Source organism: Acinetobacter sp. YH12252 (assembly GCF_013417365.1).
Taxonomy (GTDB): Bacteria; Pseudomonadota; Gammaproteobacteria; order Pseudomonadales; family Moraxellaceae; genus Acinetobacter; species Acinetobacter towneri.
Genome location: NZ_VPEA01000004.1, coordinates 1 through 21,936, shown reverse-complemented (window position 1 = coordinate 21,936; position 21,936 = coordinate 1). Strand labels below are relative to the sequence as shown.

Annotated in this window: 17 protein-coding genes and 2 rRNA genes; 6 read left to right on the top strand and 13 right to left on the bottom strand. The window is 42.5% G+C overall.

What is annotated here, in order from left to right; genetic code table 11:
• Window positions 1-80: 80 nt before the first annotated feature.
• From parC to FTV28_RS05175, 6 genes are all read right to left on the bottom strand, one after another.
• Window positions 81-2,300, bottom strand: a complete 2,220-nt coding sequence (parC, locus tag FTV28_RS05200; protein WP_179989633.1) for a DNA topoisomerase IV subunit A — start codon at window positions 2,298-2,300, stop codon at window positions 81-83.
• A 174-nt stretch (window positions 2,301-2,474) separates the two neighbouring features.
• On the bottom strand, window positions 2,475-3,794 hold the full coding sequence (locus tag FTV28_RS05195; protein ID WP_179989631.1) for an MFS transporter: 1,320 nt from the start codon (window positions 3,792-3,794) through the stop codon (window positions 2,475-2,477).
• A gap of 156 nt (window positions 3,795-3,950) precedes the next feature.
• Window positions 3,951-4,595, bottom strand: a complete 645-nt coding sequence (locus FTV28_RS05190; protein WP_004975638.1) for a trimeric intracellular cation channel family protein — start codon at window positions 4,593-4,595, stop codon at window positions 3,951-3,953.
• Window positions 4,596-4,660: 65 nt separating this feature from the next.
• Window positions 4,661-5,128, bottom strand: a complete 468-nt coding sequence (locus tag FTV28_RS05185; RefSeq protein WP_178865910.1) for a YchJ family protein — start codon at window positions 5,126-5,128, stop codon at window positions 4,661-4,663.
• Window positions 5,129-5,269: 141 nt separating this feature from the next.
• Window positions 5,270-6,853 (bottom strand): TerC family protein, encoded by a 1,584-nt coding sequence (locus FTV28_RS05180; RefSeq protein ID WP_004975629.1) that lies wholly within the window; start codon window positions 6,851-6,853, stop codon window positions 5,270-5,272.
• Entirely contained in the window at window positions 6,850-7,062 is a 213-nt protein-coding gene (locus FTV28_RS05175; protein ID WP_165492541.1) for a hypothetical protein, read from the bottom strand. Before FTV28_RS05175 ends, FTV28_RS05180 begins: the two co-directional genes overlap by 4 nt.
• Window positions 7,063-7,186: 124 nt before the next feature.
• Between FTV28_RS05175 and FTV28_RS05170 the strand changes: the two genes are divergently transcribed.
• Entirely contained in the window at window positions 7,187-7,807 is a 621-nt protein-coding gene (locus FTV28_RS05170) for a TIGR00730 family Rossman fold protein (RefSeq protein ID WP_096902251.1), read from the top strand.
• Window positions 7,808-7,958: 151 nt separating this feature from the next.
• Here FTV28_RS05170 and FTV28_RS05165 read toward each other — a convergent pair whose 3' ends face one another.
• Complete coding sequence (locus FTV28_RS05165) at window positions 7,959-9,845, bottom strand: choice-of-anchor I family protein (RefSeq protein WP_179989629.1); 1,887 nt, start codon at window positions 9,843-9,845, stop codon at window positions 7,959-7,961.
• A gap of 183 nt (window positions 9,846-10,028) precedes the next feature.
• Here FTV28_RS05165 and mdtD point away from each other — a divergent pair, with 183 nt between their 5' ends.
• The 5 genes from mdtD (at window position 10,029) to FTV28_RS05140 (ending at window position 14,709) form a co-directional block, all read left to right on the top strand.
• On the top strand, window positions 10,029-11,420 hold the full coding sequence (mdtD, locus tag FTV28_RS05160; protein ID WP_179989627.1) for a multidrug transporter subunit MdtD: 1,392 nt from the start codon (window positions 10,029-10,031) through the stop codon (window positions 11,418-11,420).
• Between the two features lie 79 nt (window positions 11,421-11,499).
• On the top strand, window positions 11,500-12,309 hold the full coding sequence (locus FTV28_RS05155) for a GH25 family lysozyme (protein ID WP_179989625.1): 810 nt from the start codon (window positions 11,500-11,502) through the stop codon (window positions 12,307-12,309).
• A gap of 326 nt (window positions 12,310-12,635) precedes the next feature.
• Complete coding sequence (locus tag FTV28_RS05150) at window positions 12,636-12,773, top strand: hypothetical protein (protein WP_179989624.1); 138 nt, start codon at window positions 12,636-12,638, stop codon at window positions 12,771-12,773.
• A gap of 45 nt (window positions 12,774-12,818) precedes the next feature.
• Entirely contained in the window at window positions 12,819-13,874 is a 1,056-nt protein-coding gene (gene dinB / locus FTV28_RS05145; RefSeq protein ID WP_096902254.1) for a DNA polymerase IV, read from the top strand.
• Window positions 13,875-14,337: 463 nt separating this feature from the next.
• A complete protein-coding gene (locus tag FTV28_RS05140; RefSeq protein WP_104852890.1) occupies window positions 14,338-14,709 on the top strand; it encodes a RidA family protein in 372 nt (123 codons plus the stop codon).
• A 97-nt stretch (window positions 14,710-14,806) separates the two neighbouring features.
• Here FTV28_RS05140 and FTV28_RS05135 read toward each other — a convergent pair whose 3' ends face one another.
• From FTV28_RS05135 to FTV28_RS05110, 6 genes are all read right to left on the bottom strand, one after another.
• Entirely contained in the window at window positions 14,807-15,349 is a 543-nt protein-coding gene (locus FTV28_RS05135; RefSeq protein WP_131261667.1) for a DUF2726 domain-containing protein, read from the bottom strand.
• A 345-nt stretch (window positions 15,350-15,694) separates the two neighbouring features.
• A complete protein-coding gene (locus FTV28_RS05130; protein WP_179989622.1) occupies window positions 15,695-18,067 on the bottom strand; it encodes a YgiQ family radical SAM protein in 2,373 nt (790 codons plus the stop codon).
• Window positions 18,068-18,261: 194 nt separating this feature from the next.
• Complete coding sequence (locus FTV28_RS05125) at window positions 18,262-19,470, bottom strand: MFS transporter (RefSeq protein WP_179989619.1); 1,209 nt, start codon at window positions 19,468-19,470, stop codon at window positions 18,262-18,264.
• Window positions 19,471-19,893: 423 nt separating this feature from the next.
• The gene (locus FTV28_RS05120; RefSeq protein WP_096902259.1) at window positions 19,894-21,243 is read right to left on the bottom strand and encodes an MFS transporter; all 1,350 of its coding nucleotides are present in this window, start codon (window positions 21,241-21,243) and stop codon (window positions 19,894-19,896) included.
• Between the two features lie 284 nt (window positions 21,244-21,527).
• Window positions 21,528-21,642, bottom strand: a 5S ribosomal RNA gene (rrf, locus tag FTV28_RS05115).
• A 191-nt stretch (window positions 21,643-21,833) separates the two neighbouring features.
• A 23S ribosomal RNA gene (locus tag FTV28_RS05110) occupies window positions 21,834-21,936 on the bottom strand; the annotation flags it as partial.

Sequence of the window (21,936 nt, the reverse complement as noted above, 5' to 3'; positions counted from 1 at the left end):
TGCTTGTTTATGTCCCGTATTGCATCCATTTTCACGAATACAAACCATATATAACGTATTTTGCTTAAAAAACGCTAGTATTATCTTTGAATTAACAGTTTATTTGCTTTTTGGTAACCGCGTGGTAAGAGCTGACCTTTCGTGCCGCGCTTCGCCACATACTTCAGCAAATCGTCACCTTTGAGTTTGAGTTGTTGCTGTCCTGCAAATATTTGAATTGCTTCATCTAAACTTAAAGGTAACATAGACACCAACTGATCTTTTTCCTCAAGTTGTATCAATTTATTACCTTTACCTTTATTCAAAATTGGCAATTCTGACAGCTCAATCACCAGTAAACGCCCTGCTGAACTGAGCAGTGCAACATGACTCGCGTGTTCAATCATTTGCAAGTTCATCACTGTCGATTGTTCGGGCAAAGACAGGAATGCTTTACCTGCTTTGGCATTGGTATCTAGCTGTTTGGCCTGTGTTTTAAAGCCGTAACCTTTACTGCTGGCTGCTAAAATTTCAGCTTCATCATCGGCAATCAGCAATTGTTTAAAGCCAACGCCACTGGCAGGGGCAAGTTTTGAACTTAATGGTTCTCCCAAGCCACGTGCCGAAGGCAAGCTATTAATTGGCAACGCATAACTGCGTCCTGTATCATCTAAAATATAAACGCGCTGATTAGACTTGCCTTGCGCATGACTGAGATATTGATCACCTGCACGGAAGTTTAGATTTTCCGCATCGACCTCATGCCCTTTGGCACAACGAATCCAGCCTGCTTCAGACAACACCACCGTTACAGGGTCGGCAGGTAGCATATCTTGTTCATTAATCGCAGTCGCTTCGGCACGCAATACAATTGGTGAACGACGATCATCACCAAACTTTTTCGCGTCTTCTTTCAACTCACTGATAATTAAATTTTTCAATGATTCAGGATTCGCCAATTGTTCACGAATAATGGCAGCGCGTGCTTCTAATTCTTCTTGTTCACGACGAATTTCCATTTCTTCAAGCTTAGCCAAATGACGCAGCTTTAATTCCAAAATGGCTTCAGCCTGAATTTCATCAATACCAAAATGCGCCATCAACTCGGCTTTAGGATGATCTTCTTCACGAATAATCCGAATCACGGTATCAATATCTAAATAGGCAATCAGCAAACCTGCCAAAATGTGCAATCGCTTTTCGATTTTATTAAGATGATATTGCAAACGACGTGTGACGGTATTTTTACGAATCTCAATCCATTCCAGCAAAATACGACGAATCGATTTCACCTGCGGACGACCATCTGCGCCAATCATGTTCATATTGACACGATAGCTCGATTCTAAATCGGTCGTGGCAAACAAGTGACTCATCACCGCTTCGGCATCAATACGGTTGGAACGCAGTACAATCACCAAACGGGTTGGGTTTTGATGGTCGGATTCATCACGCACATCGCTCACCAACGGCAGTTTTTTCGCCTGCATTTGATCGGCAATTTGGGTAATGATTTTTGAACCCGAAACCTGATACGGCAATTCGGTAATTACGATTTCATTTTTTTCGATGCTGTACACCGCACGCATACGGTAACTACCACGACCTGTACTTTGCATTTTCAGCAATTCTTCAGGCGGGGTAATAATTTCAGCTTTGGTAGGTAAATCTGGTGCAGGAATATATTCTGCGACTTTTTCATCGGTTAAATTTGGGTTGCGAATCAGGGCAATTGTGCCTTTCACCACTTCACGCAAGTTATGCGGTGGAATATCGGTCGCCATCCCCACGGCAATACCTGTGGTGCCGTTAAGCAAAATATTCGGTACACGCGCAGGCAAATTGACAGGTTCTTTTAATGAGCCATCAAAGTTATCTTGCCAATCACAAGTACCTTGCCCCAATTCCGCCAAAAGTACTTCACTATATTGCGATAGTTTGGCTTCGGTATAACGCATGGCGGCAAAGGATTTAGGATCATCGGGTGACCCCCAGTTGCCCTGCCCTTCAATAAATGGGTAACGATAACTGAACGGCTGCGCCATCAACACCATAGCTTCATAACAAGCATAATCACCATGTGGATGGTATTTACCCAATACATCCCCTACGGTACGGGCCGATTTTTTCGGTTTGCCGCTGTGCTTGAGTCCAAGCTCACTCATGGCGTACACAATACGGCGTTGTACAGGTTTCAAACCATCGCTGATATGGGGTAATGCACGATCCATAATCACGTACATGGCATAGTTAAGGTATGCACGTTCAGTAAATTCTGCTACGGAACGGTTTTCTGTCGCATGATGCGCAAGGTTTGTCATAAAACCTATCGTCCTAAATCATTTGTTTTTGTATCAATGGGCTTATGCTAAGTCGCAGTTGCATCCTGCACAAGACTTAGTACAGATGCTCTGCGACATTTTGTGTCTTATGCCTTAAAAATATGCATTTTATAACCGATATGCAATGCCAAATAAAAATAGGCAAATTGTCTTTTATAAACCCATCGACTCTAAAGTTCTGCCTTTGGTTTCTTCACCCAACACCACAATCACCAAAGCAACGGCCAATAAAACCGCTGTAAACATCATAAAGACATAACTAAAGCCATTTTGCATGACCATCATGTGGGTGACCACCATCGGGGCGACAATACCGCCCATGCGTCCAATCGCCGAAGCCCAACCCGAACCAAAGGCACGAATATTGGTTGGGTATTGTTCAGGAGTATAGGTGTATAGCACACCCCATGCGCCCAAGTTGAAGAACGACATCAAACAGCCCCAGAACATGATCATCGCCACGCTATCCGCCTGACCAAAGAAGTACGCCGATACGGCACACATGCCAATAAAACCAGCTAGTGTGGCTTTGCGCCCTAATTTTTCGACCAGCCAAGCAGCTGCAATATAACCGGGTAATTGCGCCAAAATCATGCCCAACACATATTCAAATGACTGTACGATGCTGTAGCCTTGCTGCACCAACAGACTAGGCAACCAAGTGAAAATGCCATAATAGGAATAGACAATGCCAAACCAAATCAGCCACAGCATTAAACTACGGCGTGCAAATGGCCCCGACCACAGTTGGGTAAAAGAGATATGCTGTTTAGCGGCAACAGGCTGAACTTCAATCTGTTCAATGACTTCTACCCCACATTGACGCTCAAACTTTTGTACCAGTGCATGTGCTTCGGCAATACGACCACGATTGATCAGATATGGGATAGATTCAGGGACTTTTTTCCAGATAACCAAGGCATATAAGGCAGGCAAACCACCGATTAAAAATGCTGTATGCCAATCAAATTTTGGAATCACAAAATAAGAAACCAATGCCGCACATAACCACCCCAAGCCCCAAAAACTTTCCAGCAATACAATAAAGCGCCCACGCACATGCGCAGGAATGTATTCACTGACCAACGTCACCGCTACGGGAAGCTGCCCGCCCAAACCTAAACCGACAATAAAGCGAAAGACCAGTAACCAAGTTAAATTCGGTGCAAAGGCACAAGCGGCAGTAGCTAGACTGTAAATCACCAAGGTGGTGGCAAATACAGTTTTACGTCCAATTTTATCGGCCAGACCACCTGAAAAGACTGCCCCAATGGCCATTCCGACAAAACCAATCGACACCACCATGCCTTTTTCGGCAGGGGTCATGCTCCAGTCTTCTGCCATTTTTGCCAAAATAAAGGAGATCAGTCCTGTATCCATGGCATCAAACATCCAGCCCAGACCAATCACCACCAGTAGGCTATAGTGGAATTTTCCAATGGGTAGACGTTGCACACGCGAAACTAAATCCATAACACACTCTTTAAGTTGGCTAAAAGGATATAGGCTAAAACACAACTGCTGTTGTATTTTTATACTATGAATTGACAGGATGTGGATAGCATTAAAAAACCGATCTGGTGATCGGTTCGCTTCTATTTAGATATTCAATACAATTCTTATAACCAATTAGGTTTCATCTTTAGAGGATGCTGAATGTTCATCATCGTCCTGATAAATAAATTTAGGCATTTCTAAGCCAAAATAAATCGCAATCAAACGCAAAGTAAAACCAAAAACAAGTGTTGAGATCACGGTCAATTCAAGCGACAAACCGATTTCGATACACAACCAATAGCAAATCACGGACACAAAAGAAATACTGGCATATAGCTCACGGCGGAACACTAAAGGCACATCGTTACACAGAATATCACGCAGAATCCCACCTGACACACCTGTTAAGACGCCTGCAACGGCAGACACCACAAAGCCATGCCCCATTTCCAAAGCAATTTGACAACCAATAATAGTGAAGCCAATTAAGCCTAAAGCATCGAGCACCAAGAAAATGGAACGTAAATGACGCATCCATTTGGCAATTAAAATGGTGATAAAAGCTGCAATACAGGTCAGCACCAAATATTCAGGATGTTTGACCCAAGTCAGCGGATAATGCCCCAACAATACATCTCGCACCGAACCACCGCCCAATGCGGTGACACAGGCAATTAAGGTGACACCAAACCAGTCCATGCTGCGACGCCCTGCAGACAATGCGCCTGTCATCGCTTCTGCGGTAATCGCGATTAAGTAAATGACCAACAACAACATGGACTTGCCCTTCTTTCACTAGGCCAATAGATGCGCGTTATAATAAGCGAAAAACCAAGATAAAGTTATAAAAATTGCGCACAACATTGCTTAAATTTTTTACCCGAACCACAAATACACGGCTGTTTCATGGTCGGCTGTTGCCCTGTGGTCGGATCTAGAAAATACCAGCGTGCCTGATGTTGCACAAAATGGGAAATTTCATGGTGAATTTGCGCCTGCTTAGCATCATGGTAATGGGCTTTAAATTCAACTTGGGCATGGCTTTTATCTAACTTTTCATTGCTATTCAGCACTTCGAGCTTTAACCATTGATTCGACTTGCTCCAATCTGCAATTGCGTCAACATCCAAACTTGCCTGTTGTCCTAGCGCAGTAGTTTGCACAATATAATCAATTTGTTGCAAGGCAAAAGCGCTATAGCGTGAACGCATGAGTTGGCTCGCGGTTTCTGCATGTGCCTGCCCCACGTGTAAAGGTTGGCAGCAGTATTGATAATCGCCTTGCCCGCACGGACATGCCAAGTGATGCATAGAAAATTCCAGAAATTTAAATCAATAATAGGGTCTGTTGACACTTCGTCTATATTTGCAATGGCAACAGCCCCAAAACAGCCTGACAATGCAGGCTATTTTAGCGGAAGCACAAGACTGAAATGCAGTTTGGCGTTCAGTTTATGATGCGCTTGAAGATTCCTGCTGAATCAAATGCACTTTTTCAATTTTATGTCCATCCATGGTCACAATTTCAAAAACATAACCATCGGAAAGCAGCTTTTCACCGTTTTCAGGCAAACGCCCCAAATGGAATAAAATATAGCCTGATAAAGTTGAATATTGCTCGCTTTCATCCACCAAATCACGACCTAATAATAAAGATACGTGACGAATATCAATGGAACCATCTAGCAATAATGTGCCATCTTCCAAACTTTCAGCACTGGCTTCGAGAGCATCTTCATCAGGGAATTCGCCTGCAATTGCTTCCAGAATATCAATAGGTGTGGCAACGCCTTCAATCGAGCCATATTCATTCAGCACAATCGCCATTTGCAGCGGTGCTTGACGCAATTGCTCCATCACCATCAAAACTTGGGCATTTTCATGCACAATCACGGGTTCACGCAAATGTGTTTCAAAGTCCAGTACACCTGTTTCAATGTATTGATTCATGACTTTATGGGTTAAGACAATGCCTGAGATATTGTCCAGTTCACCACGTGCCACAATCACTCGTGAATGGGTCATACTTAATAATTGGCTGCGAATTGAGGCATCATCTTCGTCTAAATCAATCCATTCCAGTTCAGGACGTGGCGTCATTACCGATTTTACAGGACGCTCAGATAAGCCCAACACTCCTTGTACCATCACGCTGTGATAGACGCCATTTTCAGCATCAAAGACTTCATCAGCAAAGGCGCGGGTAGCCAAAACATCTTCGTTGATATGACTGCTTTCTGTCGTATTTTGACTTTTGCCACCTAACATCCGCATCACAGCCGAAGCAGTACGGTAGCGTAAATCGGTGGTGGTCACGGTTTTTTCCTGATTTCTGCGGATGGTTTGGTTCAGGAATTCAATCATCACCGAGAAGCCGATGGCGGCATATAAATAGCCTTTTGGAATGTGATAGCCAAAGCCTTCCACCACCAATGAGAAACCAATCATCATCAGGAAGCACAGGCATAGAATCACCACGGTAGGATGCTTATTGACAAAGTCCATGAGCGCTTTAGAGGCCCACAACATAATGCCAATGGCGATAATCACCGCAATCATCATGACCGATAAATGCTGCACCATGCCCACAGCGGTAATCACGCTGTCGAGTGAGAACACCGCATCTAGCACCACAATCTGCACAATCACCATCCAGAAAGTCGCGTGCACAGGGTTTTCTTCTTTTAGTGCTGGTTTGCCTTCAATGCGTTCGCGCAGTTCCATGGTGCCTTTAAACAACAGGAACACACCACCAAACAGTAAAATCAGGTCACGTCCAGAGAAAGGATGTTCAAAAATATGAAACAGTGGTTGGGTCAGAGTGACGACCCACGCGATAGAGGCGAGTAAAATCAGGCGCATCCCCAAGGCGAGAAGCAAGCCCACCACCCGTGCCGTATTGCGTTGTTCTGGCGGTAACTTTTCTGCCAAAATGGCAATAAACACCAAGTTATCAATGCCTAATACAATTTCGAGTACGATCAGGGTCAATAACCCAACCCACGCAGCGGGGTCAGACATCCATTCAAAGATCATGCACTCTTCTCCTGAATATCATGGGTCAAACGTGCCACACGGCGATGACACTGAAAAGATAAGTTTGCTTGCTCTGGTTGGCACAGCATGTAATTTAAAAATATTCGTTCGGTGCGACTACTGCCACTGTCCATGACGATTCTATAGTTGTCAGACAAGCTTTGAGTATAGGAAAGTTTGCGCTCAGATTCATCCCCTTTTTGCGACATCATCCACGTCAATGCAGCACTTTCACAAATCTTTGCAAATTGAACACTGCATACTGACGGGTTTGTCATATTTGAGCACTAAGCTAGAGCCAACAAAAAGAACATGCTATGGTGAAGAAAATAAATGAATAGCGAATTAAGAATGACCCAATATATCAATAATCCATCTCCTCAAACCTCTCAACCTTTGGTGGCACTGTACTGTGGTTCGCGCTCTGGCAATAACCCGATTTATCAGGAAAAAGCAGTACAACTGGCAAGAAAACTGGCCGAGCAAGGCTTTGGTATGGTCTACGGCGGTGCGAGTATTGGATTAATGGGTTTGGTTGCCGACACCGTTGTGCAACATGGTGGGCAAGCGGTGGGAGTAATTCCTGAATTTATGCTGGATTATGAAATTGCCCACAGTAATTTAACCGAGTTACACGTAGTCAAAAGCATGCATGAGCGTAAAGCGATGATGGCAGATCGCGCCAGTGCTTTTGTGGCGTTGCCAGGCGGCTTGGGTACTTTTGAAGAGATTTTGGAAATTGCCACTTGGGGGCAATTGAATCAGCACCAAAAACCGATGATTTTATATAATGTAAATGGCTTTTATGATGCGCTGATTCAGCAGTTAGATCATGCGGTACACGAAGGTTTTTTACCACCACAGCACCGCGCTAAACTGATCGTGTGTAACCACTCCCATAAAATTATTAATGCCTTGAAGAATTTGGATTCTCCACGTCATTTTGTGGGTTGAACTTTTTTAGCTACATGAAATAGCAATAAAAATGAAAGTGAAAGCGAGTCGGTGACTCGCTTTTTTTAATTCACTGTTCATTGGTTTTTACAGCACAAAAAAGAGAACACCAAAGTGCCCTCTTTAATAGATTTCTAATTTTGCAATGCTGTTAGTTAAGCTTGATTTGGTAGACGGCAGTAGTTCCACTGACTTCATTACCCACAACTAACAGTGGCTTGCCGTTAGGCGAGTCTTTGGCTGCAATAAAGATCAAACCTTCGGGACCGAGATTTGAATTTTCAACGGTAACCTCATTACCTTCTGCATCGAAAGATGTACGGGTTTCACCAAACTTACGATCATTAAAATACTCAACAAAAGATGCTTGTGTCGGTTGGGTAATGTCGTACACCATAATGCCACCCATACGCTCCAACCCAATAAAGGCAAAAGTTTTTTGACCAATTTTACCTAAAGCAATGCCTTCAGGCTCAGGGCCTTTATTGTCACTACGATCATCTATACTTAATTTTTCATGATTGGTATTAAAGTATTCTGGAAATAATTCAGCAGCTTTACGTTCAAAGTCATTTTTTGAGTCCCAAACAATTTTTTTGGTTTTAGGATCTACAATACTGAACGAGCGGCCACCATAAGCATATAGTTTGTCATAGGTCATGAAACCATCGCTGTCTAGCACAGGCTCACCATTTGTATCTTTCTTGTAACCTTGCGTCCAAGTAATCGTCAAACGACCCAATTGTGAATCTTTAATTAAATTATCTGCACAAACTTCATTGGCATCTGTAGTGGTACATGCTTTAAATACGTTTGAATCAAGCTTTGCGCCTTTAACCCCTGACTTTAATAGACGTAAATGCGCTGCATAATCGCCATTGGTACTGAAGCCTTTATTATTGAATAAGTGTTTAACACGAATTTCTTCTGCATAACCCTGAGTTATTTCATCCGTACCAAAATATAAGTCTTCATCAACCAACCATTCACGCGCATCACCTTCATTGGCAGTGACCAAGTAGCTTTGTCCATTGGCTTGATATTGCGCAATTGCATCTGGCATATACATGCCATATAAGCCTGGCCAAGCTTGAATATTAATCATCCCCTCATTTTTAGCACAGGCTGTAATCGTTTTACCGTTATAGTCTTGCTTACCAACAACACAATCACGATCACCTGCATCTAAAGCATTTGCAGCTAAGCCAAAGTTTTTATAACCCAATGGGAAAATATCGACCACTTGGTCTTGAATCAAATCAATTACAGCAATAGCATTGTTTTCTTGTAGACTTGCCCAAGCAGTTTTACCATCGTCACTCACCGCAATATATTCAGGCTCTAAATCTTGTGCGACAGTCGCATTTGGCCCAAAAATACGCACGCCCGCATCAAGCAATTCCTGCTTACGTGTATTCCATGCCTGAAAATCTGCAGTTTTTACAGTAGGCTTGTTGATGTCAGTTAGATTAATAATACTGATTGAACCTTCTGGATCAATCTTATAACCTTCATTTGGCTCACCTTCATTGGCAACCAAGACTTTTTTGCCATCTGGAGTAAAAGTCAACATATCAGGCAATGCACCGACTTCAACTTTGCTGATAAAGCTCAGGTATTTGGCTTTAAAAAATGCCACGATGCCTTTATCAGTTTTAGGTGTTGCCTGAACAGCTAAAGCGACAATACCTTGATGTACCGCAACACTATTGACTTCAGAATTCGCCAAATGAGTCTTGGCATCCAAGCTGTTCAGCTTAACAGGTGCACTTGGGTTGCTTAAATCCAGTACATCGACCACGCCATTTTTCGCATTGACTACAAATAAACGTTTACTTTCAGCATCATAAGCAGAAATTTCCGCAGCACTCGCACCAAAAACTTGTGCATCGTATTCCCCTAAACGCTCCAAACTAATTGTTGTAGGTGTTGCTTCAACAACTTCTTCTTTTACAGGAATAGGATCATTATTATCATTACAGCCCACCATCCCCACAGACAATAAAGCCAACATTAATGCAGAAATTTGCGTTTTCATAAATTACTCATCATTTTTCTAAATGCACCCAACTTACAAACTCAAAGTGAATAATCGGTGACAAATAAATGACAATTTCATGGCATTCTCTTGAATTTTCGAACACTTTTCATGTTTTTACAGATGCAGTCCGTTAGATTGCAAAATGGTTTAAACTAGACCAAATGCCCATTTTGCCGAGTTATGAACCAAACATCGACCCATCAAGCCCTGCATCCTGAATATCGCCTTTTGGTATTTCTGGTTTCAATTGGCTTTTTTATGCAGGCGCTCGACACCACCATTGTGAATACAGCAATCCCTGCAATGGCACATAGCCTGCAGGAAGACCCGCTGCGGATGCACAGTGTGGTAGTGGCGTATGTGCTCTCGGTGGCAGCGTGTATTCCATTAAGTGGATGGCTGGCAGATCGTTTTGGAGTTCGCAACACCTATTTTGCAGCGATTATTATTTTTACCCTTGCTTCTTTGGGTTGTGCCGCTGCGGCGAGCCTGAATGAATTACTATTTTATCGGGTGATTCAAGGCATCGGGGGTGCATTGCTCTTGCCTGTCGGGCGCTTGGCGATGCTCAAAATTATTCCACGTAGCCAATTTTTATCTGCCATGAGCCTGATGAGTCTGGCGGGGTTGATTGGCCCCTTAATTGGCCCAACGCTGGGCGGTTGGTTGGTCGAAGTCGCCACATGGCACTGGATTTTCCTGATCAATATTCCGATGGGCATCTTGGGCTGTTGGATTTGTATCAAAGCCATGCCGAATGTGACTGAAACTGAGGTTAAAAACTTTGATTTACTCGGGTTTATTCTATTGGTTGTGGCGATGGCGGGCTTATCTTTAGGCATCGAAAATTTTGCCAATCCACACCATAATCTGCTTTGGAGTTTAGCGTTAATCTTGACTGGCGGTATTGCTGCAGCATGCTATGCCCGCCATGCCCACACCCATCAAAATGCCTTATTTCGCAGTGATTTATTTAAAAATCGCTTATATGCGATTGGTATTTTAGGTAACTTTTTTGCCCGCTTCGGGGGCAATGCCATGCCTTTTATCATGCCAATCATGCTGCAGGTGGCTTTTGGTTTTGAACCATTTATCACAGGTTTGATGATGATTCCAACTGTGCTTGGTTCTTTGGTATCTAAACCAATTATTCGGCCTTTAATTCAACGTTTTGGCTATCGGCAGTTTTTACTGACTAATACGTTATTGGTCGGTGCCTGTATTGCCAGTTTTTCGCTGACCACTGCTGAAACTGCGACTTGGTTACGTGCCTTACATTTTTTTATATTTGGGGTGCTTAATTCATTGCAGTTTGTGGGTATGAATACCTTTACGCTCAAAGATTTACCTCAACAAGATGCCAGCAGCGGCAATAGTTTTTTATCCATGATTATGATGCTGTCGATGAGTATTGGCGTGGCACTAGCAGGTACTTTGGTGAATATGTTTAGTGCCTATTACGGTGCAGAACAGTTAGTGAGTGCCTTTCATGCCACTTTAATTTGTTTGGGTGTATTAAATATTTTGGCATTTTTAGTGTTTTGGAATATTCCTAAACACACGGCTGTTTAAAACGCCATTACCGAAAGCGCATAGTGCTACACCGCACTGCGCGTTATGATATGACATTGCCCCGCGAAGCTTTTCCAACATGCGCAAACCACCAAATCGAGCTATAAACTCAGCTTTTACACCGCACTATCGTATGATTGCGGTGCTGGGCAGTACTATTTTGGCGGTTTTATTGTATTTGGGTGTGTTGCGCCAACAACCTGCGGCAGCCGAAGAATATCCGATTCAAGGCTTTGATGTGTCACATCATCAAGGCAATATTCAGTGGCAAAAAATTTCCCCACAAAAATATCCCTTTGTCTATTTAAAAGCCACCGAAGGAGGCGATTTTAAAGACCGTAAATTTCAGGATAACTGGCTCAAAGCCCGTGAACATGGTTTTTTGGTCGGCGCCTATCATTTTTATCGCTTATGCCGTGATGGTACAATCCAGGCAGAAAACTTTATTGCAACTGTTCCCAAAAAAACCGACAGTTTGCCCCCCGTGATTGACTTGGAATATGACAGCAACTGCATTAATACCTATAGCAAAGAACAGTTACTGCGCGAAATTCAAATCATGCATGATGCGCTATATCAACATTATGAAAAACAACCGATTTTTTATGTATCTAAAGCCTTTTACAATATGGTATTGACTGAAAGTTTCAAGCAAACACCACTTTGGGTCAGAGAATATCAGGGTAAACCACAATTGGTAGGTCAGCCAAAATGGTTGTTTTGGCAACATACCAATCAGGGTCAAATAAAAGGTATTCACACCCCAGTCGACCTGAATGTTTTTTATGGAAACGCCAAACAATGGCAGCGTTTTTTAACAGACAACGCGATTCAACCCGCTAGACTTGAACCGAACCAAAAAAATAACAAGCTAGCCGTATCACAATAAAAAAATACCGTCATGAAATTGCTTAAAGGACTGCTCTCGCGCTCTGCATTTTTCAGGATTCACGCTGCTTTACCTATTACAACCTGCGGGTAAACTGGAGCAATTTTCCGCATGGCAATATCCAACAAAAACTATAAGTTCTAATTTAAAGGTACATTATTTTGGCGTATCTACCCTATTATTTGATGATGCGAAACTAGAATCTAATTGATGGATTTTTAGTCGCCTCTCTATTTAGACGAAACTGCAGGGACGTTGCGTCCTCATGTTATGACTCCAATCCATTGGGATAAATTTTTCAGCCTTTAGCGCGCCCTAAAGAGTTTTTGCCTCGCATTGCCGACCATAGCCCACGGAGTTTACAGCGTTTGATCGACTATGCAGAACAGCAATCGACACAGGTGATTTTGCTGAATAGCAACACGCCTTATCCGCTTGCTCCGATGCTACAACCGACTTCCTAAACATGCGATACTGTTGAAATCTAAACGCTTCATCTAGTTTGTGCCATGCGGAAAATCATTCATATTGATATGGATGCCTTTTATGCCTCTGTTGAGCTGCGCAGTCGTCCTGAATTGCAGCATTTACCTGTGGTGATTGCTTCGCATCATCCTCGTGCTGTGATTGCTGCGGCATCTTACCCTGCGCGTGAGTTTGGTTTACGTTCTGCCATGTCGATGGCACAAGCCCGCAAACGCTGCCCGCAGGTGGTGGTGCTCGAGCCTAATTTTGCGCTCTATCGTGAGGTTTCCGCACAAATTCATCAGATTTTTCAGCGTTATACACCACTTATTGAACCCTTGTCTTTAGATGAAGCTTATTTAGATGTCACCGAAAATTTACAAGGTATTCCAAGCGCAACTGAAGTCGCAATGCGGATTCGGGCAGATATTTTTCAAAGTACAGGTTTAACGGCCTCGGCAGGTGTCGCACCGAATAAATTTTTAGCCAAAATTGCTTCGGACTGGCATAAACCCAATGGCATTTGCGTGATTAAACCCAGTCAAGTGCAGCAGTTTATTCAGGACTTACCCTTAAAGAAAATTCCAGGCGTAGGTAAAGTCACGCAGGAAAAATTAAAAAGCTTGAATTTAAATACCTTAGGCGATTTGCAACACATTGAAGAAAACCTGTTGATTCATCATTTTGGCAAATATGGAAAACGCCTGTTTTTATTTGCCCAAGGGATTGATGAACGTCCTGTGCAGGCAGAACGTGAGCGCCAGCAAATTTCCAAAGAAATCACCTTTGATGATGACTTAAACTTAGCCGAATGTGCAGCTTACTGGTCTAGCTTGATTGATCAGGTTTGGCACAGTTTAGTGAAAAAACAATATGTTGCACGTGGCGTATCGGCCAAATTGAAACTCAAAAATTTTCAGGTCTTACAACATAGCAAAAGTTTTAAACAGCCACTTGAGAGCAAAAACGATCTTGAAAAAGTCCTGCAACTTTTGCTTCACGAAATGCATATTCCCGCACAGGATCAATTCCGTTTAATTGGGGTCGGTCTGTATCAACTCAGCTCTGCCGATGAACAAGCACAACTGTCTTTACTGTAAATATCACGACTCGTAAATATCACGGATATTAAAGCTATAAACTCGCAGCACGGCATGACAGCCTGCCAAAGCAATGCTTACCGATGAATACTAAAGCTATTTTTGTATAAATTTCAGCCAAAAGAATAAAAATAAGACAATTTACCCTTCACAGTTGTGCTTTTTAGAGTAATCTATGCGCGCGATGTATTTATCCGTACATACGCTGAGATGTCAAAAATCACCATTACTTTTGGCATACTTGTCCTGTGATTGGCGTGACGATCAAATCCGAAGATTACAGGACAACTCTGCGCTTGGCACTTCGCCGCTTTGATACACCGTCTCTCTTTTCCTCGTATTTTCCATTCAACTACTTTTTATTTTAAGTAGACTGCTGCCTGCATATTTTCCACGTGCTTGCCTGCCTCTATAATACCTCACGCTTTTTATACCCAATCGCTTGGCGCGAGGATCACACCCAATGGCTGTTCAACGTCTACATATCCAAAAACGTTATTCTGAAATTGCAATTTCGGGAAATTTAGTCCATTTGGCAGGGCAACTGGCAGAAGACACACAACAAGATATTGAGGGGCAAACCCAACAAACACTTGCCCTGATTGATCGTTTATTGGCAGATGCGGGTACAGATAAAAGCCACATCATGTCGGTAATGATTTTTCTAAAAGACATTGAGCGCGATTATGCCGCAATGAATCAAGTTTGGGATGCTTGGGTGGCAGATATACAAACTTTACCGCGTACCTGCGTAGAAGCCAAGTTATATCATCCTGACGTTTTAGTTGAGATGACTGTGGTTGCAGTCAAACCTGAAGAGCAACCCAACGTATAACAGATGTGATTGGATCAGGAACATACCCAAAAAAATCAGCATGTCATGGCGACATGCTGATTCATGTTGTCTATCTAGTGATTTTAGCGGCAAGCGTTTAGCCTAATACCTTCACTTTATGGCGTACAGAATGCGCTAAAAAATCATACTTCTTTAAGGCAGTATCCAAATCATCTAAATCTGCATAAGATGACGATGACTGCCCAAAAGCTTCGCGTAATTCGTGATATTCAGGCACATCTTCATAACGCAGCACTTTATAACCCGCCAAACGCAGCAATTCATCTTGGTATTGTGCATTGCGGCTACGTTTCAACATCAACAAATCATCTAAAGCCACAATTGCAACGACCTGATGATTGGCATCCAACACCACAAAATCGGCAATCATATTGCGGTATTTATGTCGAGTACGTGAAAATTTCGTGGTCAGCAAGGCATCAAAAGACACATGCGCCAAGATGATATGTTGAGGTAAAATTTCCTGCAAACGTGTATACGTCAGCTGTTCATTTAAGTTAAAAATTGCACGTTGCTTTAGTGCACTGTCCTGAGGTTTTTCTCTATTTTCCAAGCCCTTAACCGCCATCAAGAGAAAGAAAATCAGTATCAAAACCCCAATCAAAATATAAATGGTCATAATTCAATCCTTAAAATCATTTTTTATAGTTGTTTCGGCTTCATGCCGATTTTTTCATCAAATCAGTATATAACACGCTTTTATATTTAAACGTTCCATTTAAAAAACTACATGAAACATTGACAAAACCATCATAGAAACAGAAATTTTGTTTCACAAGCCCGCCTTTTGTCTAAGTGCTGTAGCATCTAAGCGTGTTTTTATCATTAGATACGAATACTGTATAGCATGCAAAAAAATAACAAAGCAATGCTTAACAGATTCGATTGTCGGACAATTCCGATGAAATGAAAAGCAAACAAAAAAGGCGCTGCAGCGCCTTTTGATGGATCTTAACTTCAAGTACTAAGCTTTCGATTTTGGCTTAGATTTTTTGTGTGAAAATGGACGTTTTTCACCTGTTTCACGTGGCGGCAAACCTGTGTGCTGAGTCAATATTTGCCCTTTCTTCGGACGATTACTGTTCTGAGCACGATTACCACTTTGCCCCGTACGTTTTTGTGAATCACCCGCGACAGTCGAGTTTTTCTTACGTGCCGTTTGATACTGTCCATCTGTGCCTTGCGGCTGATAGGTTGGAATCAGGTGCTGTTTAGAGTTTCCGATTAAATCTGCACGCCCCATTTCTTTTAAAGCTTCACGTAGCAACGGCCAGTTATTCGGATCATGGTAACGCAAGAAAGCCTTATGCAAACGACGACGCTTTTCACCTTTTACAATATCTACGTTTTCAGTATAACGCGCCACTTTAGCCAGTGGGTTTTTACCTGTGTAATACATGGTCGAAGCCGTCGCCATTGGCGATGGATAGAAAGTTTGCACCTGATCGGCACGGAAACCATTCTTTTTCAGCCATAAGGCCAAATTCATCATGTCGTAGTCCGTGGTACCCGGATGCGCAGCAATAAAGTACGGAATCAAATATTGCTCTTTACCTGCTTCCTTACTGAAACGATCAAACATCTGTTTGAAGCGATCATAAGTTCCGATGCCCGGTTTCATCATCTTAGATAATGGACCTTTTTCGGTATGTTCAGGCGCAATTTTCAAATAACCGCCCACATGATGCGTCACCAATTCACGTACATATTCAGGGTTCAACACTGCCAAGTCATAACGTAAACCTGAACCAATCAGAATTTTTTTAATACCTTTCAGTTCACGCGCTTTACGATATAACTGGGTTAAAGGTGCATGATCGGTATGTAAGTTTTGACATACGCCCGGGAATACACAAGAGGGTTTACGACAATTCTTTTCAATTTCAGGGTCTTTACAATGCAAACGGTACATATTTGCAGTCGGGCCACCCAAGTCTGAAATAATGCCAGTAAAGCCAGGCGCAGTATCCCGAATTTTTTCCACTTCACGCAAAATGGATTCTTCAGAACGGTTTTGGATAATTCGTCCTTCGTGTTCGGTAATCGAACAGAAAGTACAGCCACCAAAACAACCACGCATGATATTGACCGAAAACTTGATCATATCAAAAGCAGGGAAACGTGCATTGCCATAAGATGGATGCGGCAAACGTGCATACGGTAAATCGAATACATAGTCCATTTCTTCCGTAGTCAACGGAATAGGCGGTGCATTCAACCACACATCACGTTCACCATGCTTTTGCACCAAAGCACGCGCATTGCCTGGGTTGGTTTCTAAATGCAAAATACGGTTAGCATGCGCATACAGCACAGGATCATTCACCACTTCCTCAAAAGAAGGTAAACGAATCACTGCCAATTCACGTGGTGGCAATTTGTGTTTAATCGCTTTAGAAGCAGGCTGTAATTGCACAATCTGGGTATCCGCATCTAGCTGATCGCCTTCACGCACAATTGGATTGCTGACCACATCTTTCTGGAAATTTTGATATTGCGCGAGGTTGTTGCCCTTGTCTTTTTCAATCTCACAACCGTCTAAATCTTCGGTCATCACATAAGGGTTGATGATTGGATCAACACGGCCCACGCTGTCTACATCATTAGATGCAATTTCAACAAATTTGGCTTTAGACGCGCGGTTATGTTTATTAATAATAAATGCTGTACCACGTACATCTGTAATTTCGTGGATTTTTTCGCCTTTGGCCAAACGGTGCATCACTTCAATAATCGAACGCTCACCATTGCCGTACATCAATAAGTCGGCTTTAGAATCCATTAAAATTGAGCGACGAACTTTGTCAGACCAATAGTCATAATGTGCAATACGACGCAACGAGCCTTCAATCCCGCCAAGTAAAACAGGCACATCTGGAAAGGCTTCACGACAACGCTGACAATATACCGTAGCCGCACGGTCAGGACGTTTATTCGGCTGATTGTCTGGTGAATAAGCATCATCAGAACGGATTTTACGGTCTGCGGTATAGCGGTTGATCATCGAGTCCATATTGCCCGCGGTAACACCCCAAGCAATGGTCGGCTTCCCTAGTACCCGAAAAGATTCCACATTGGTCCAGTCTGGTTGGGCGATGATCCCGACACGAAAGCCCTGCGCCTCAAGCACACGACCAATCACGCCCGATACAAAAGAGGGATGATCAATATAAGCATCACCACAAACCAAAATAAAATCGCAGGCATCCCAACCAAGCTGATCCATTTCTTCGCGTGACATCGGCAAAAATGGCGCAGGCTCAAAACATGACGCCCAATATTTGTCGTAATCAAACAACGCTTTGGGTGCGGTCTGAGCAGTATAAGCAGTAGACATGGCTTGCAATTCTCGGCTGGGAAGTGGAAGATCAAAAGTCGATCAAAGATGAAAGCCGACTATTTTAGCATGAATTCCATTCATCTTGCTTGATTAAAAAACACACAAAATCAGCAAACTATTTTTATATCCTAAGTTGGTATCTGAATAAGAAAAGCATAAAGGGATAAGCCTAAAGCAATAATCCTGAATGCTTATCGCAGCGCTGTTGGTTTAATCTTTAAACGCCACGCACCATAAAGCGCCACACCCAAGACTGCAGTCATCACCCATGTCAGACCAGACCAGCCCCATTGTTCCCAAATCAGACCGCTACCACTACCGAGCAAACTCGAACCCATGTAGTAACTAAATAAATATAATGATGATCCCACTGCACGATACTGCAGTGCTTGAATCGACACCCAACTACTGGCAGTAGAATGTGCGGCAAAAAAAGCAAAGGTAAATAGCACCAATGCAGCCAATACGACGGCTAAATGTGCAATCGACATCAACCATAATGCGATCAACATTAGGACAATCACCATAGGCAACACACGTTCACGTCCAATACGATTGCCCCAGCTTGCTGCGCGTGGTGAACTGTAAATACCCGCCAAATAGGCAATTGAAATTACCCCAATCCAAACTTGAGAAAGCTCAAATGGTTTAGCCAATAAATAATAGCTAATGTAATTGAAAATACTAACGAAACAGCCCATCAGCAAAAAGCCCTGTAAAAACAGGATTCTTAATTTACGGTCTGCCAAATTGGCAACAAAAGCATCTCTAAACCGCGAGAAGCGAATCGGATACGCTGTAAAATTTTTCGATGCGGGCAGTAACATATAAAAGGTGATTGCAATCAGTAAGTTCAAACTACCAATAATTAAGGTTGCCGCTTGCCAAGAAATAAAATCGACCAAGACCCCAGCAATTAAACGTCCACCCATGCCACCAATGGCCGTACCCGAAATATACAGCCCCATAGCAAAACCAATATCTTGCTGTCGAATTTCTTCACCAATATAGGTCATGGCGACCGCAGCTACACCACTCACAGCAATGCCAATAAAAATTCGTGTGGTTAAAAAGAATGACCAGATTGGAAGTAAGGCACTCAGAATTAATAAAATGGCAGCTAAAAATAAAGCCAAAACCATAATAGGTTTACGCCCAAAACGATCTGAAATAAAACCTGTGAAAAGCAAACCTATCGCCAAAGCCACAGTAGAAAATGACAGCGGGAAACTACTTTGGGTTGGTGTAACCGTAAAAAAATCGGCCAAAATTGGCATCATCGGTTGCACACAGTACAAGGTCGAAAAAGAAGCGAAACCCGCTAGAAACAACGAAAAAAGAATGGCTTTAAACGGCTTAGTACCATACTGAACATGAGATGCTGCAGCTAAATCAGACATATTTACTCCAATCACGCAATCAGTATACGCCTGTTTATGGACAAAAATAAGCTCGGTATTTTATCGTTTGCTCAAAATCAGCGTCAGTATCATTCATCACTTTGTCAGTTTTTGCTTACATGCACTGAAGCAAAATGAGGCTAGGCAGTATTTTGAGCTTACGGTATTCTTTAAAGCATAAGGAGACAGGATGTTTCCCAAACAGAAAACAACAATAATAGGTTTGAGCACCAGGATCGTGAGGTACGACAGGAGTTATACCTAAACACGAAATACAAAGAAACCCCGTCAGGATGATGGGGTTTCTTTTTATCTGTGTCTTGAGTATATAACTTTATCTATCATCACTTTCTATTTACACACCCCATAATCAAAAAGTCCCCAAACAAGGTTGAGGACTTTTGAACTTAGCACATTACAAGTTTAAGCTTTGGCAGCAACTGCTTTGCCTGCTTTAATTTGCTCAGCTTCATCTTCACTCATAATCAAGGCAACCGCAATTGCAGTGATCAACACTGGCAAACCTACTGCCATAAAGTTGAAGTGTGCAGGTAAATTCATACCCAATAAGCCGCCAATTAAAATTGGACCCACAATCGCACCCATACGACCAATGGCAGATGACCAGCCAATACCTGTTGAGCGTACCGCAAGTGGGTAATATTGTGCCACATAGCTATACAACAACATTTGTGAACCAATAGATGCTGCACCCGCCAAGAATACTAAGATGTAAAGCAAGAATTGATTAGATTGGAAGCCCATGAGGCTCATCACCAATGCACCCATGATTCCCAAGAACATCAATACAGGTTTTAAGTGGAAACGGTCTGCTAAAATACCACCACCCACGATACCAACGACTGCACCTACGTTCATCACCATCATGAACATTAAGCTGTTGTCCATAGAATAGCCTGCCGCCATCATCAGTTTTGGCAACCAGCTGCTGAGTGCATACATGGTTAATAGACAAGTAAAGAACGCTAACCAGAACAATAAAGTATTCACTGCACGACCGCGTTTGAACAAGCTCACCACGTTAGCAGCTTCAGGCACACCAACCTGATACAATTCAAAAGTGGTGTCTTCGGTAATTTTTAAATCTGGTGCTAAACGCGCTACGATTGGACGGGCTTGATCCTGCTTATTTTCTTTGACAATAAAGGTTAAAGATTCTGGCAAGAATTTCCAAATCACAGGCAATAAAAACAATGGGATACCTGCAATAAAGAACATGATTTCCCAGCCAAAACTTGGGGTAAACCATGAGCCAAGTAAGGCTGCCATTACACCACCTACAGCATAACCACTAAACATAGTAGTCACTAAGGTGCTACGCATGGTTTTAGGTGCATATTCAGAAGTTAAGGCCACAAGGTTTGGCATTACACCACCAATGCCTAAACCCGCCAAGAAACGTAAAATTGCAAACTCAGTTGGATTAGAAGCAAAGCCACCTGCAAAGGTTAAACCACTAAACAGAACGATACAGATCATGATGACTTTCTTACGACCAATTTTATCGGCTAAAGAACCAAAAATCATCGCGCCAAACATCATACCTGCCAATGCAGTACTCGCGAGCATCCCCGCCTGAACAGCACTCAAGCCCCACTCATCCATCAATAAGGGTAAAACAACCCCATTAATTGCCAAGTCATAGCCATCAAATAAAATGATCAGTAGACACCATGCCACGACATTGAAATGAAATGGTTTGAATTTTGCGTGATCGATGACATCATTCACGTTAATTGCTTGATGTGCCATTCCTCACCTCCTGTGAGTTTGTGTTTCAGTAAGCTTGAATAGCAATTTTTACAGTGAAGACTTTCATTTTTATCAGTCATCCATGCCCACTTTTGCTACTCAAGTAGATTGTGTAACTTTCACACAAAACACAAAAGATAAAAATTCAACATTAGTCTAAAACCTTTTATTAATTATGGATTTATTATTATTTCAAACACAATAAAATGTGATTATTCTTCTTAAATTTTTCTTTTCTACATAAAAAAACACCCCCAACATTTGTTGAGGGTGTTTGAATAATGAGCTGGCGATGACTTACTCTCACATGGGTAACCCCACACTACCATCAGCGCGAAGAGGTTTCACTTCTGAGTTCGGGAAGGGATCAGGTGGTTCACTCTTGCTATGGTCGCCAGCACAACTGTTTACGGAGACTTGCATTGGTCTTACTCACGATAGTGATGCACTGCGTTTTCCGAATCTGTAACAGATTGGGCTGTATTGGGTCTGAATTTTATTGTTTAGCCTTAACTAAATCAAGGTCAGTCTGAATTGACTGATTGGATTTGAATCGATTGAGCATTCAACCCCAACTGTTTGGGTGTTGTATAGTCAAGCCTCACGAGCAATTAGTATTGGTCAGCTTCACATATCGCTATGCTTCCACATCCAACCTATCAACGTCGTAGTCTTCAACGGCTCTTTAGGAGG